This is a genomic window from Micromonospora palythoicola (assembly GCF_036689795.1).
GTDB lineage: Bacteria > Actinomycetota > Actinomycetes > Mycobacteriales > Micromonosporaceae > Micromonospora > Micromonospora palythoicola.
Genome location: NZ_JBAGKI010000035.1, coordinates 41,999 through 54,812, shown reverse-complemented (window position 1 = coordinate 54,812; position 12,814 = coordinate 41,999). Strand labels below are relative to the sequence as shown.

General features: G+C 72.3%; 12 protein-coding genes and 1 pseudogene. 8 read left to right on the top strand and 5 right to left on the bottom strand.

Features of this window, described 5'->3' with window-relative positions; genetic code table 11:
- Nucleotides 1–324: 324 nt before the first annotated feature.
- The 5 genes and pseudogenes from abc-f (at nt 325) to V5O40_RS17055 (ending at nt 5,504) form a co-directional block, all read left to right on the top strand.
- Entirely contained in the window at nt 325–1,962 is a 1,638-nt protein-coding gene (abc-f, locus tag V5O40_RS17070; RefSeq protein WP_332906370.1) for a ribosomal protection-like ABC-F family protein, read from the top strand.
- Between the two features lie 116 nt (nt 1,963–2,078).
- Nucleotides 2,079–2,264 (top strand): annotated as a pseudogene (locus V5O40_RS27970) (TetR/AcrR family transcriptional regulator); the annotation flags it as partial.
- 33 nt (nt 2,265–2,297) lie between these two features.
- Nucleotides 2,298–2,783, top strand: coding sequence for a hypothetical protein (locus tag V5O40_RS17065; RefSeq protein ID WP_408631900.1), 486 nt, complete (start codon nt 2,298–2,300; stop codon nt 2,781–2,783).
- A 145-nt stretch (nt 2,784–2,928) separates the two neighbouring features.
- A complete protein-coding gene (locus tag V5O40_RS17060) occupies nt 2,929–3,843 on the top strand; it encodes an ABC transporter ATP-binding protein (protein WP_332906368.1) in 915 nt (304 codons plus the stop codon).
- Complete coding sequence (locus tag V5O40_RS17055) at nt 3,843–5,504, top strand: ABC transporter permease (RefSeq protein ID WP_332906367.1); 1,662 nt, start codon at nt 3,843–3,845, stop codon at nt 5,502–5,504. The genes V5O40_RS17060 and V5O40_RS17055 overlap by 1 nt, the downstream gene beginning before the upstream one ends.
- A 74-nt stretch (nt 5,505–5,578) precedes the next feature.
- On the opposite strand, the gene V5O40_RS17050 is transcribed toward V5O40_RS17055, so the two are convergent.
- Nucleotides 5,579–6,028: a hypothetical protein gene (locus V5O40_RS17050; RefSeq protein ID WP_332906366.1), complete on the bottom strand. Its 450-nt coding sequence runs from the start codon at nt 6,026–6,028 to the stop codon at nt 5,579–5,581.
- Nucleotides 6,029–6,125: 97 nt separating this feature from the next.
- A complete protein-coding gene (locus V5O40_RS17045) occupies nt 6,126–6,692 on the bottom strand; it encodes a nucleosidase (RefSeq protein WP_332906365.1) in 567 nt (188 codons plus the stop codon).
- 88 nt (nt 6,693–6,780) lie between these two features.
- Between V5O40_RS17045 and V5O40_RS17040 the strand changes: the two genes are divergently transcribed.
- Nucleotides 6,781–7,851 (top strand): PIN domain-containing protein, encoded by a 1,071-nt coding sequence (locus V5O40_RS17040; protein WP_332906364.1) that lies wholly within the window; start codon nt 6,781–6,783, stop codon nt 7,849–7,851.
- Between the two features lie 72 nt (nt 7,852–7,923).
- On the opposite strand, the gene V5O40_RS17035 is transcribed toward V5O40_RS17040, so the two are convergent.
- Together V5O40_RS17035 and V5O40_RS17030 are read right to left on the bottom strand one after the other, a co-directional pair.
- On the bottom strand, nt 7,924–8,691 hold the full coding sequence (locus tag V5O40_RS17035; RefSeq protein ID WP_332906363.1) for an ABC transporter permease: 768 nt from the start codon (nt 8,689–8,691) through the stop codon (nt 7,924–7,926).
- Complete coding sequence (locus V5O40_RS17030) at nt 8,688–9,428, bottom strand: ABC transporter ATP-binding protein (RefSeq protein ID WP_332906362.1); 741 nt, start codon at nt 9,426–9,428, stop codon at nt 8,688–8,690. The genes V5O40_RS17035 and V5O40_RS17030 overlap by 4 nt, the downstream gene beginning before the upstream one ends.
- Nucleotides 9,429–9,538: 110 nt before the next feature.
- Here V5O40_RS17030 and V5O40_RS17025 point away from each other — a divergent pair, with 110 nt between their 5' ends.
- Together V5O40_RS17025 and V5O40_RS17020 are read left to right on the top strand one after the other, a co-directional pair.
- Entirely contained in the window at nt 9,539–10,642 is a 1,104-nt protein-coding gene (locus V5O40_RS17025) for a sensor histidine kinase (protein WP_332906361.1), read from the top strand.
- A complete protein-coding gene (locus tag V5O40_RS17020) occupies nt 10,639–11,283 on the top strand; it encodes a response regulator transcription factor (protein ID WP_332906360.1) in 645 nt (214 codons plus the stop codon). Before V5O40_RS17025 ends, V5O40_RS17020 begins: the two co-directional genes overlap by 4 nt.
- A gap of 54 nt (nt 11,284–11,337) precedes the next feature.
- Here V5O40_RS17020 and V5O40_RS17015 read toward each other — a convergent pair whose 3' ends face one another.
- On the bottom strand, nt 11,338–12,510 hold the full coding sequence (locus V5O40_RS17015; RefSeq protein WP_408631899.1) for a glycoside hydrolase family 18 protein: 1,173 nt from the start codon (nt 12,508–12,510) through the stop codon (nt 11,338–11,340).
- Nucleotides 12,511–12,814 lie beyond the last annotated feature (304 nt).

The window sequence follows — 12,814 nt, the reverse complement described above, 5'->3', positions numbered from 1 at the left end:
GGGGGGGGGGGGGCGCCCGCGGCGGCGGGGTGGCCCGGGGGGGGGCGCGGCCGGGGGGGGGCGTCCGGGGCCCCCCCCCCGCGGGGGTGGGGGGCCGGGGGGGGGGGCCCCGGGCTCGGCCCTGGCCGGGACCGGCACTTGCTAGGCTTGGCCCCTGCGGTTCAACCGCCCGGTACGCAGCGAGGAGCGCGCGACATGCTTTCGGGGGACGACGACATCTCGGGGTGAGCACCCCCGGCCGCCGTGACGGCGGCCTGTCGTGTCGTGCCCTGTCTGTCTGCCCGGGGCGTGGTCGCCCCGGCTTCTCATCCGAGGTCTCTCTCGATGTCCGACGTCTGCGTCGTCTGCACCAACCTGTCCTTTTCCTGGCCGGATGACACCCCGGTCTTCCAGGACCTGTCCTTCACCGTGCCGCCGGGTCGCACCGGCCTGGTCGCGCCGAACGGCGCCGGCAAGTCCACGCTGCTGCGCCTGATCGCCGGTGATCTCGTACCCACCGGCGGCGGCGTCACCGTCGAGGGACTGCTCGGCTACCTGCCGCAGCACCTGCCGCTCACCGGTGACCTGACCGTGGCGCAGGTGCTCGGCGTCGCCCCGGCGTTGTCCGCGTTGCGGGCCATCGAGGCCGGCGACGCCAGCGAGGACAACTTCGCCGCGATCGGTGACGACTGGGACGTCGAGGAGCGTAGCCGCGCCGAACTCGACCGGCTGGGTCTGGGCGAGGTGGCGCTGGACCGTCGCCTGGACACCCTCAGCGGCGGCCAGGCGGTCTCCCTCGGTCTGGCCGCGCAGCTGCTGCGGCGTCCCGACGTGCTGCTGCTCGACGAGCCCACCAACAACCTCGACATCGACGCCCGGCACCGGCTGTACGCGGTGCTGGAGAACTGGTCCGGCTGCCTGCTGCTGGTCAGCCACGACCGGATGCTGCTGGACCGGATGGACCGCATCGCCGAGCTCGACGGCGGGCAGGTGCGGATGTTCGGTGGCGACTTCACCGCCTACGCGGAGGCGGCACGGGCTGCCCGGGAGCTGGCCGAGCGTCAGGTGCGCAGCGCCGAGCTGGAGGTCAGGCGGGAGAAGCGGGAGATGCAGCAGGCCCGCGAGCGCGCCGACCGGCGAGCCGGCAACGCCGCCCGCAATCTCGGCAGCGCGGGTCTGGCCCGGATCGTCGCCGGTGGGCTCAAGCGCAGTGCCCAGGAGTCGGCGGGCCGGGCCCAGCAGGCACACGCCAGCCGGGTCAGCGCCGCGCAGTCCCGGCTCGACGAGGCCGGTCGGGCGTTGCGGGACGACCAGACGCTGGCCGTGGAACTGCCGGAGACCGACGTCCCGGCCGGCCGCACCCTGGTCGAGGGGCAGCGGATGCAGGTCCGGTACGGCGGCCGGTCGCTGTTCGCCGGGGACGGCCTCGACCTGACCATCCGTGGTCCGGAACGGATCGCGCTGACCGGCCCCAACGGTGTCGGCAAGTCCAGCCTGCTGCGCCTGCTGCTCGGTGACCTGGATCCGCAGGGCGGGCTGGTGCGTCGGGCCGACGGTCGGGTGGCGTACCTGTCGCAGCGGCTGGACCTGCTCGATCCCGAGCGCACCGTGTTGGAGAACCTCACCGCGTACGCCCCGGACCGTCAGCAGTCGGAGCGGATGAACCTGCTGGCCCGGTTCCTGTTCCGGGGCGACCGCGCCCAACTGCCGGTCGGCGTCCTCTCCGGCGGTGAGCGGCTGCGCGCCACCCTGGCCTGTGTCCTCTACGCCCAGCCGGCGCCGCACCTGCTGCTGCTCGACGAACCCACGAACAACCTCGACCTGGTCAGCGTGGGCCAGTTGGAGAACGCGTTGCACGCGTACCGGGGGGCCTTCGTCGTGGTCAGCCACGACGAACGGTTTCTGGCCGACATCGGGGTCGAGCGGTGGCTGCGCCTCGACGAGGCCGGTCTCCGCGAGATCCCCGCCCCCGAGCCCGACTGAGGGTCGACCGCCGTCAGCGGATGGTGACCGAGGTCATCAGGTCGTTCCCAGGCGTCTCGCAGGAACGCGGCCGCAGGGCCTTGCCGGGCGATTGAACAAGTGTTTAATCTGGTGTCGTGACGTCCCTGGGCGGAGCTTCGGAGGAGCGCGGCGGCGAGTTCGCCACCGCGAGCCGCATCCGTGACGCCGCCATCGCCCGGTTCGCCCGCGACGGCTTCCGGGTCGGGCTACGCACCATCGCCGCGGACGCCGGAGTGACCGCCGGGCTGATCGTGCACCACTTCGGCTCGAAGGACGGGCTCCGTCGCGCCTGCGACGAGCGGCTGCTGGAGATCATGCGCCGGGAGAAGGAGAAGGCGCTCACCGACGGCACCGGGACGATGCTGCTGGCGCAGATGGCCCAGGTCGAGCAGTTCGCGCCGATGGTGCAGTACCTGCTGCGCAGCATGCAGGCCGGCGGGGAGCTGGCCGCCCAGCTGATCGAGCACATGATCAGCGACGCCGAGGCGTACCTGTCCGCCGGGGAGGCGGCCGGGGTGGTGCGGCCCAGCCGGGACCGGGCCGCCCGCACCCGCTACCTGGCCTACCAGGCGACCGGCAGCATGCTGCTCTGGTTCACCCTGCACGGTGCCGACGCGGAGCCCGAGAAGTTCCCCGCCCTGTTCCGCCGGTACATGGAAGAACTGGCGCTGCCGGCGCTGGAACTGTTCACCGACGGGCTGCTCGTCGATCGGTCGATGCTCGACGAGTACCTGATGTACGTACCGGATCCGCCGTCGGCCGCACCGAACGCCGCCGACCCCGACGGTACGGCGAGCTGAACCGCCACCACGCCGCCGCGTGGCCCACTCATCCGCGCACCACCGCGAAACACACCGGACTCCGCGTGGCACTGCCCCGGATCCGTCGATCAACCACATCGCACCCCGGCCTGCCCCGGGGCTACCTCGAACGAGGTCAACCACCATGACTGCTGCCATCGACATCCACCACCTCGACAAGTCCTTCGGCCGGGTCAAGGCACTCGACGGACTCGACCTGCGGGTCGACGCCGGCACCGTGCACGGCTTCCTCGGCCCCAACGGCGCCGGCAAGTCCACCACCATCCGCATCCTGCTCGGACTGCTGCGCGCCGACGCCGGCCAGGTCCGGCTGCTCGGCGGTGACCCCTGGGCCGACGCGGTCGCCCTGCACCGGCGGCTCGCCTACGTGCCCGGCGACGTGGAGCTGTGGCCCAACCTCACCGGCGGCGAGGCGATCGACCTGTTCGCCCGACTGCGCGGCGGCACCGACCCGGTGCGCCGGGACGAGCTGTGCCAGCGTTTCGACCTGGACCCGAGCAAGAAGGGCCGCACCTACTCCAAGGGCAACCGGCAGAAGGTGGCGCTCATCGCGGCGCTGGCCAGCGACGTCGAGCTGCTGCTGCTCGACGAGCCGACCGCCGGGCTGGACCCGTTGATGGAGGCGGTGTTCCAGGAGTGCATCCGCGAGGTCAAGGACGCCGGCCGCACCGTGCTGCTGTCCAGCCACATCCTCGCCCAGGTCGAGGTGCTCGCCGACCAGATCTCGATCATCCGACAGGGGAGGATCGTCGAGACCGGCTCACTCACCGAACTGCGCCACCTCACCCGTACCTCGGTCGAGGCCGTCACCGACCGGCCGGCCGACGGCCTGGCCGACCTGGCCGGCGTGCACGGTCTGCGCACCGCCGACGGCCAGGTCCGCTTCGAGGTCGACGGCGACCAGCTCGCCGTCGTGGTACGCGAACTCGGTGACCTCGGTGTGCAGGGACTGACCGTCCGGCCGCCGACGCTTGAGCAACTCCTGCTGCGGCACTACGGTGACCGGTTCGTCGGCAACGGTGCCGGGGAGGTGGCGTGATGACCGCGACGACGCTCCACCGCGCGGCACCGGCGGGCACCGGTACCGGCAACGCCGTCACCGGGACCGGCAACCTCCTGCGGTTCATGCTGCGCCGCGACCGGATCCGGCTGCCCGCCTGGACGCTCGGTCTGCCCCTGCTGATGACGTACTTCGCCGCCGCGTTGGACACCATCGCGCAGACACCCGAGGACCTGGCGGGGCTGACCGCCTTCACCAGCAGCCCCGCCGGAGCCCTGTTCGGCGGGCCCGGCTTCGGCTTCGACGACCTGACCATCGAACGTTTCCTGGCTGGCCAGTACGGCCTGTACGTGCTGCTCGGCGCCGGGCTGATGGGTCTGCTCACCGTGGTCCGGCACACCCGGACCGAGGAGCGGACCGGCCGGGCCGAGCTGGTCCGCGCCAACGTGGTCGGTCGGCACGCCCAGCTGACCGCCGCGCTCACCCTCACTGCCGCGATGGCGGCGCTGGTCGCCCTGCTGATCGGCGCGATGATGACCAGCCGTGGCTTCGACGCGGGCGGATCCATGCTGTTCGGCGCCTCCGTCGGTGCGGTCGCCCTCGCCTTCGCCGGCATCGCCGCGGTCACCGTCCAGCTGTCGGAGTACCCACGGGCCGCCTCCGGCATGGCCGGGACGGCGCTCGGTGCCGCGTTCGTGCTGCGCGGCCTCGGCGACATGGCGGCGGTGCAGGGCAGCGGGCCGTCCTGGCTGTCCTGGCTGTCGCCGATCGGCTGGTCGCAGCAGACCGCCGCGTACGTTCACGACCGCTGGTGGCCGTTGGCCATCGCGCTGGCCTTCGCGGCGGCGACCGCCGCCACCGGCTACGTCCTGTCGGCGCGGCGCGACTTCGGTGCCGGCCTGGTGCCGCCCCGCCCGGGTCCGCCCCGGGCCGCGAGCTGGTTGGCCGGCCCGCTCGCGTTGGCCTTCCGGCTGCACCGGGCGAGCCTGATCGGCTGGAGCGCGGCGCTGCTGGTGGCCGGCGTGGCCTACGGATCGTTCACCCAGCCCCTGCTCGACGGCTTCGAGAACGCACCCGCGGACCTGGTGGAGGTCATGGGTGGTGGTTCGGGTGACCTGCTCGCCGGCTACCTCGGCATGATGGGCCTGACCATGGCGCTCGTCGTCGGGGTCTTCGCGGTGCTCGCGGTGCAGTCGCTGCGCGCCGAGGAGACCGAGGGCCGGGCCGAGCCGGTGCTGGCGACATCGGTCAGTCGGGCCGCCTGGATCGGCGGTCACCTCGCCGTCGTGGCGCTCGGCGTGCCGTGGCTGCTGCTGGTCGCCGGTGCGGGCATGGGCGTCGGCGCGGCGGCGAGCACCGGCGACCCGGGTCTGCTCGGTGACCTGCTGCTCGGCCACCTCGCGCACACTCCGGCGGTCTGGCTGGTCCTCGGTGCCGCCGCCCTGCTCTACGCGGCGGCGCCGAGGGCGCTGCCGGTGATCTGGGTGGTGCTCGGCTACGGGCTGATCGCCGGCTACTTCGCTCCGATCCTGGAGCTACCCGAGAACGTGCTGCGGCTGTCGCCCTTCGAGCACGTGGGGGAGTACCCGCTCGAGGACGTCAGCGTGGTCGCGGTGGTGGTGCTGACCGTCCTCGCCGGCGCTCTCGCCCAGGCGGCCGTGGCCGCCTTCCGCCGGCGCGACCTGGCCGGCGGCGCCTGACCTGGTGTGAGCCTGTCGACGCGTGGCGCGTCGACAGGCTCGGCAGGGGAGTGGGCCATGCCGACCGGTGACGGTCAGTCCCGGTGCGGCATCGGGAAGCCCGCCACCACGATGCCGTACAGGAGATGGTCGGCGACCAGGGCCGCCTGCTCGTGCCAGTCCGACAGCCGGCGGTCGATGCCCAGGGCCGGCGCGATGGTGGCGTGGAAGCCGAGCAGCAGCACCATGCCGTAGAGCGGGCCGACCCAGATCCGATGACGGAGGCGTTTCGGGAGCGCGCCGAAGACCAGCCCGGCACCGAGCCCGTAGCCCCAGTGCGCCGCCGCCAGGGCCGCCGGGTGCTGGTCGCCGGGTAACCGGTCGAGCAGCCCGGGCACCAGCTTCTCCATCACCGACTTCGGCGGTGAACTCTGCACCAGATTCAGGGAGGTGGTGGCCTGGCGTAACCCGGACATCGCCATCGCGGCGATGACCCCTCGGACGCCACTGCGCATGATGATCGTCGTGCGTGCCGACAGCTCCATGACCCGTTTTCCGATCCGTAGCCGCAGCAGCGCGGCTACCCGGACCGCACGGCGTCAAACGTGCCGTAAGCGCCAGCACACGCCCGAGGGACTGCGGTCAGAGGTTGTCCCGCACCCAGCCGGCGAGGACACGGGCGCAGCCGTCCACCGACTCCTGCCAGCTGCGCTCCGCCCCGTCGCCGGCCTCGTCGCTCACCTGCTTCACCACCCGGACCGGTACCCCGAGGGCGTGCGCCGTCGACGCCACCGCGTACCCCTCCATGTCGACCAGGTGGGCGCGGCGGCTCAGGGCCGCGCGGGCCTCGTCGTCGGCGATGAACCGGTCGCCGGTGGCCAGCGTCGGCCCGTCACCCAGGTCCAGGGGCGCGCCGACGGTCTGCCCGGTGAGCCGGCGGATGAACTCGGTGTCCAGGTCGTGCTGGAGCACGCTGCCGATCTCGTGGGTGCCGGTCCAACCGGGGTGCAGCGCGCCTGCGGTGCCGAGGTTGACAAGCACCGACGGCAACGGTGAGCGGGCCAGCGTCGCCGCCACCGCGGCCGCCGCGTTGATCTTTCCCATTCCGGTCAGCAGCACGGGGAACTCCGCGTCGAGGTACGCGGCCTCCTCGGCGATGGCCAGGACGAGCAGCGGACGGTCCGGGCTGATCGTGCCGCGAAGATCCATCGGGCGATGGTAGCCGCCGTCCGTGACGGTCCCGCGTCGGCGCGGTGCCACCGGTGGGTACCCGACCACCTCGACGTACGCTGCCCTGGTGGAGCATGAGGACCGGATCGCCCTGTTTCTGGACTACGAGAACCTGGCGCTGGGGGTGCGTGACCACCACGGCGGGGCGATGTTCGACTTCCGACCGATCGCCGACGCGCTGGCCGAGCGCGGCCGGGTGGTGGTGCGCCGGGCGTACGCCGACTGGTCGTACTTCGACGAGGACCGGCGGATGTTGACCCGCTCGCACGTCGAGCTGATCGAGATCCCGCAGCGGATGGGAGCCACCCGCAAGAACGCCGCCGACATCAAGATGGCCGTCGACGCGATCGAGTTGGCCTTCGAACGCGGGTACATCTCGACCTTCGTCCTCTGCACCGGCGACAGCGACTTCACCCCGCTGGTGCACAAGCTCCGCGAACTCAACAAGCAGGTGATCGGGGTGGGGGTGGAGAAGTCCACCTCGGCCCTGCTGCCACCGGCGTGCGACGAGTTCCTCTACTACGACCGGTTGGAGGGCGTCGACATCCTGCCGACGCGGGGACGACGGAGCCGTCCGGCCCGGCTGCCCGAGCCGGAGCCCGTCGAGCAGGCCGAACCCGAGGCGCCGCCGACCGAGGAGCCGGCCCGGGACGCCGACGCGCTCGCCGTCCTCGTCGCCCAGACCGTGGCGGGTCTGCAGCGCAGCTCCGGTGGGGAGGTGACCGCCTCACGGTTGAAGCGGACCCTGTTGCGCAAGGATCCCACCTTCAGCGAGTCCGACCACGGGTTCCGCACCTTCGGGGAGCTGCTGCGCCATCTCGCCGAACTGCGGGTGGTCGAGCTGGCGGAAGGCCCGGCCAAGGGCGATCCCGAGGTCTCCCTGCCGGAACACGGCGACCGGGAGACCGGGTTCGCGTTGCTCAGCTCCGTGGTCCGCGATCTGAGCGGCGGCACCGGCGAGGTGGCCCTGTCCGGTCTGAAGAACCAGCTCCGACGGGTGCGGCCGGACTTCAGCGAGAAGAAGCTCGGTTACCGCGGCTTTCTCCAGTTCTGCAAGGCCGCCGCCACCGAAGGGGCGGTCGGCCTGCGGTGGAGCGGCGAGGCGGACGACTATCTGCTCTCCGCCGAGCCGTCCTGACCGACCGGTCCGGCCTCCGCGCGTCCGGCCGCCGTGCGGCGGCGCCGGGATCGGCGCGTGACCGTGACGGGGTCACTCCCAGCGGAACAGCACGCCCGCGACCACGGCTCCGCCGACCACCGTCGCGGCGAGGCCGATCAGGTTCGCCGCCGGCACCGCGGCGCCGGCCCAGGCGGACGACAGGGCCTCGACGGCCGCGCCGAACGGCAGCCAGCCGCCGACCTCGGCGAGCGGCTCGGGCAGGGAGTCCCGGCCGCCGAACATGCCGCCGAGGGCGCCGAGGATGAAGAAGGCGACCAGGCCGATGGCGACGGCGGAGTTGGGAGTGGGTGCGACCGCCGCGACGATCATGCCGGCGCTGTACATCGCCGCCATCGTCAGCGCGACCACTCCGAGCGCCCGGCCGAGATCGGCGGGCGGGTTGGCACCGAAGGCCAGGAACGCCACGACCAGGGCGACCGCCATGCCGGCGAGTGCCTGGAGAAAGCTGACGACGGCCTGTGCGGCGAGGACCATGGCCGGTGAGGCGGGGGTGACCCCGAGCCGGCGGAGGATGCCCGAGCGCCGGTAGTAGGCGAGGAAGCTCGGCATGTTGATGATGCCGATGATCGCGACGACCATGGTGAACACGAGTGGCAGGACGTACAGGTCCAGCGCGGTGCGTCCGTTGGCGACGACCGTCCGGCTCGCGCCGGAGGCACTCGTCAACATGATCAGCAGGGGCAGGCAGAGGGGGACCACCAGCCCGGCGGTGTCCCGGACGACCATTTTCGCCTCGCACCGGATCAGGGTCACCAGCGAGCGCAGCCCGGGCCGGCGGGCCTCGACGAGCGGGGTCATGCCGGTTCCTTCGCCAGCTGCCGGCCGGTGAGCGCCACGAAAGCGTCGTCGAGGGTGCTGGCGCCGGCGCGGGCGACCAGGTCCGCCGGGGTGTCGAGCGCGACGACCCGGCCGGCGTCGAGCACCGCGACCCGGTCGCAGAGCCGCTCGACCTCCTCCATGGTGTGGCTGACCAGCAGCACGCTGACCCCTTCGGAGCGGAGTCGCTCGACCGTGGCCCACATCCGTCGCCGAGCCGCCGGGTCGAGCCCGGTGGTCAGCTCGTCGAGGATCACCACCCGGGGGCGACCGGCGATGGCGAGGGCGATGGACAGCCGCTGCTGCTGGCCGCCGGAGAGCTTGTCGAAGCTGGTCCGGCGCTGTTCGGTCAGCTCGACCAGGTCGAGCAGCTCGCCGGTGGGCCGGGGATCGGGATAGAAGCTGCGGTAGAGGTCGACCAGCTCGGTGACCCGGAGCGCGTGATGCAGGTGGGCCTGCTGCAACTGCACGCCGAGGACCTGTCGCAGCCGCGCCCGGTCGCGGCGCGGATCGAGGCCGAGCACGCGTACCCGCCCCCGTTCGGGTACGCGTAGCCCGGCGATCATCTCGACCGTCGTCGTCTTGCCCGCGCCGTTGGCACCGACCACACCGACCGCCTCGCCGAGCTCGACCCGCAGGCTCACGTCGACGACCGCCCGCGTACCGCGGTAGCTCTTGGCGAGACGCTCGGCGAGGATCGCCGGTTCGATGCTGGTCATGCCCTGAGGCTACGAACGCTTCCAGCCGGTGTCGGGTCCCGGAAGTCACCACCCGCGGGCATGACTTCCGGCACAGGTGGGCTGGCCACGGCCCGGCCTAGAGTGGACCGGTGCGACGCGTCGGGACAGACGAATGGTCCGGCCTCGCGATGCTCGTGTTGGCGGTCGCCGTCGCCGGTCCAGGCCTGGTCGGCGCCATCGGGACCACGATCGCGCGCGGCTGGTGGATCGCGCTCTTCGCCGGCTACCTGGTCGCCCTGCTCGGCGCGGTCGCCACTCGGCTGTCCCGGCTGGTGCGGTACGCGGCGTTCGCCGTGGCGGTCGTCGCCGCCTGGGCCCTGCTGTTGACGGCCGCCACCCTGGGCCTGCTGCCGGTGCTGCTGGTCCTCACCGCCGCCGTGAGCGTGTACGTGGTGCCGGTGCCGGTGGGTCTGGCGGTGGTGGTCGCCAACACGCTGGTGATCACGATCGGCGCGGCGTCGCTGACCCGGGCCCCCGCCGACGGCGCCATGATTCTGGTCTTCTACCTGCTGATCCAGGTGGCGACGCTGCTCAGCTCGGTCACGCTGCTGCGGGAACAGCGCATGCGCCGCGAACTGGCCGAGGCGCACGTCGAGCTGCAGGCCGCCAGCGTGCTGCTCTCGGAATCGGCCGCCACGGCGGAACGGCTGCGCATCTCCCGCGAACTGCACGACCTGATCGGCCACCAGCTGACCGTGCTGACCCTGGAACTGGAGACCGCCCGTCACCTGGAGGGTCCGGCCGTGCGTACCCACCTCGAACGGGCCGACCGGGTCGCCCGGGACCTGCTCGGCGACGTGCGGGCCACGGTCGGCCGGCTGCGGACCGAGAGCCCCGACCTCGAGCAGGCGTTGCGCCGGGTGACGCGGGATCTGCCCGGTCTCGACGTGACGATCGAGGTGTCACCGGAGGTGCGGATCGACGAGGACGACAGCGCGGCGTTCGTCCGCGCCACCCAGGAGATCGTCACCAACACCATCCGGCACGCCGACGCGCGTACCCTGCGGATCTCGGTGACCGGCGACGACCGGGAGACGGTGCTCGACGCCCGGGACGACGGTCGAGGTGCACCGGAACCGTCGCTCGGCAACGGGCTGCGCGGCCTGGGCGAGCGGTTCGCCGCTCTGGGCGGTGAGCTGTCCGTGGACGGATGCGACGGGTTCCGGGTGACCGCGCGGGTGCCGGCGCGATGACCAGGGTGGTGGTGGTCGACGACCAGACCCTCATCCGGCAGGGCATCCGTGGGCTGCTGGAGGTCGCCGGTATCGACGTGGTCGGCGAGGCCGACGACGGTCGCGCCGCGCTGCCGGTCGTCGCGCGTACCGCCCCCGACGTGATCCTGCTCGACCTGCGGATGCCCCGGTTCGACGGCATCTGGACGTTGGAACGGCTGCGGGCGGAGAACGTCGACGTCCCGGTGCTGGTGCTGACCACGTTCGACGACGACGAACTCGTGCTCGCCGCGCTGCGCGCGGGTGCCCGGGGTTACCTGCTGAAGGACGTCACGTTGGAACAGCTCACCCGGGCCATCCGTACGCTCGCCGACGGTGGCACGCTCATCGCCCCGTCGATCACCGACCGGATGCTGCGGGCGATCCGCTCCGGGCCGTCCCCGGCCGGCCCGCAGGCGCCACCGGTGCAGGGCCTGACCGGACGCGAGCAGGAGGTGCTGCGGCTGGTGGCGCACGGCTACAGCAACCGGGAGATCGCCGAGGTGCTGTTCCTCGCCGAGGGCACCGTCAAGAACCATGTCTCCACGATCCTGACCAAGCTCGGCGCGCGGGACCGCACGAACGCGGTGCTCCGCGCGCTGCACGAGGGCATCCTCGGTTGAGCCCCGCCGCCCGGCCGCCGCCGGTGCGGGGACGGCGGCCGAGAGGCGGTACGGCTATCGGGTGGTGAGTCCCAGGCTGATCGTCCTGGTCAGGGTGGCATGGTCGTCGTCACCGTCGAGCGACCAGATCATCGCTCCGCCCAGGCCGGCCCGGCGGATGTAGAGCGTCTTCTGGAGCACGACCACCGGATCGTCGTACGTCCAGAAGGTCGTGCCGTCGAACAGCCAGGCGTGCCCGGCGCGCAGGTCGCGGTGGACGGTGAACCCCTCCCGGGCCAGGTTCTTGAGTTGCTTGTAGTCCTCGATCCCGGCGGCGTGGGTGGCCGGAGCGGGCCCGGTGGCCGGCTGGAACAGCCCGTCGCCGCCGCCGCTGACGCCGGTCCAGCCCTGGCCGTAGTAGGGGATGCCCAGGACCAGCTTGTGCCTCGGCGCCCCGCGGGCGATCCAGCCGTCGACCGCCACCTCGACGGAGAAGTCCGGGTCGTCCGGTGCGCCCTTCGGTACGCGCAGCGCGGACTGCTGGTTGGTCACCGCCTCCCAGGTGCCGTGGAAGTCGTAGCCCTGCACGGTGGCGAAGTCGAGGTACCTGAAGATCTCGCGTCCCTCGTAGCCGGCGTCCATGGCGGCCGGGTTTGCCGGGAGGAACGCGGTAAGCGGGTGGTGGCGGCGGGTCTGCCGGCCGTACGCGTCGAGCTGCCGGCGGAACTCGGCGAGCAGCTTGGTGAAGTTCTCCCGGTCCTCGGGGCGGATGACGTTGCCGGGCTCGCCGGGCCAGTTGGGCCACTCCCAGTCCAGGTCGATGCCGTCGAACACGCCCGCGGCGGCGGCGGGACCGCCGCTGCCGCCGTCCAGGATCGGCAGGTTGCCCTTGAGGTAGAGGTCGATGCAGGAGGCGACGAAGGCCCGGCGGGAGGCGTCGGTGCGGGCGGCGTTGGAGAAGTACGTCGACCAGCTCCATCCACCCAGCGAGATCATCACCTTCAGCCCGGGGTGCTTGGCCTTCAGTTTGGCCAACTGGCCGAAGTTGCCGTTGAGCGGCTCGCCCCAGGTGTCGGCGACGCCGTCGACGCTCTCCTCCGCCGGGACGGGTCGCTGGTAGTCGGCCCACGCGTCACCCTCGCCCGGGCCGCCGTCCACAAAGCACCTGCCGTCCTCGCTCACGTTGCCGAAGGCGTAGTTGACGTGGGTGAGCCGGCTCGCCGCGCCGGAGGTGTCGAGCTTGCGCACCGGGAACGCCCGGCCGTAGATGCCCCACTGGGTGAAGTAACCGACCCGGTGGTATCCGCTGCTGCGGCCCGGGGTCGCGGCGGCGGCGGCCGGTGGCGCGGCGGCGACGAGCAGGGTGGTCAGGACGACGAGGGCGGTGAGGTGGCGGGGACGCAACGATCGCATCGGCACTCCCGGCGGGTGGGCGAAATCAGTTAAGAGACCTTCCTGATCGATGAAGCTAAGCCGATCAGGGTGTCCGGTCAAGGGGCCGGCGCGAGGGTGCGCAGAGGACCGACCAGCCCTGGATACGCCGCACGGCAAG

Bases quoted from the DNA above. Each gene is read 5' to 3' on its own strand.
- abc-f (WP_332906370.1), top strand. From the start codon at position 325: ATGTCCGACGTCTGCGTCGTCTGCACCAACCTGTCCTTTTCCTGGCCG.
- V5O40_RS17055 (WP_332906367.1), top strand. From the start codon at position 3,843: ATGACCGCGACGACGCTCCACCGCGCGGCACCGGCGGGCACCGGTACC.
- V5O40_RS17030 (WP_332906362.1), bottom strand. From the start codon at position 9,428: ATGACCAGCATCGAACCGGCGATCCTCGCCGAGCGTCTCGCCAAGAGC.
- V5O40_RS17045 (WP_332906365.1), bottom strand. From the start codon at position 6,692: ATGGATCTTCGCGGCACGATCAGCCCGGACCGTCCGCTGCTCGTCCTG.
- V5O40_RS17065 (WP_408631900.1), top strand. From the start codon at position 2,298: ATGCGCCGGGAGAAGGAGAAGGCGCTCACCGACGGCACCGGGACGATG.
- V5O40_RS17035 (WP_332906363.1), bottom strand. From the start codon at position 8,691: ATGACCCCGCTCGTCGAGGCCCGCCGGCCCGGGCTGCGCTCGCTGGTG.
- V5O40_RS17050 (WP_332906366.1), bottom strand. From the start codon at position 6,028: ATGGAGCTGTCGGCACGCACGACGATCATCATGCGCAGTGGCGTCCGA.
- V5O40_RS17060 (WP_332906368.1), top strand. From the start codon at position 2,929: ATGACTGCTGCCATCGACATCCACCACCTCGACAAGTCCTTCGGCCGG.
- V5O40_RS17020 (WP_332906360.1), top strand. From the start codon at position 10,639: ATGACCAGGGTGGTGGTGGTCGACGACCAGACCCTCATCCGGCAGGGC.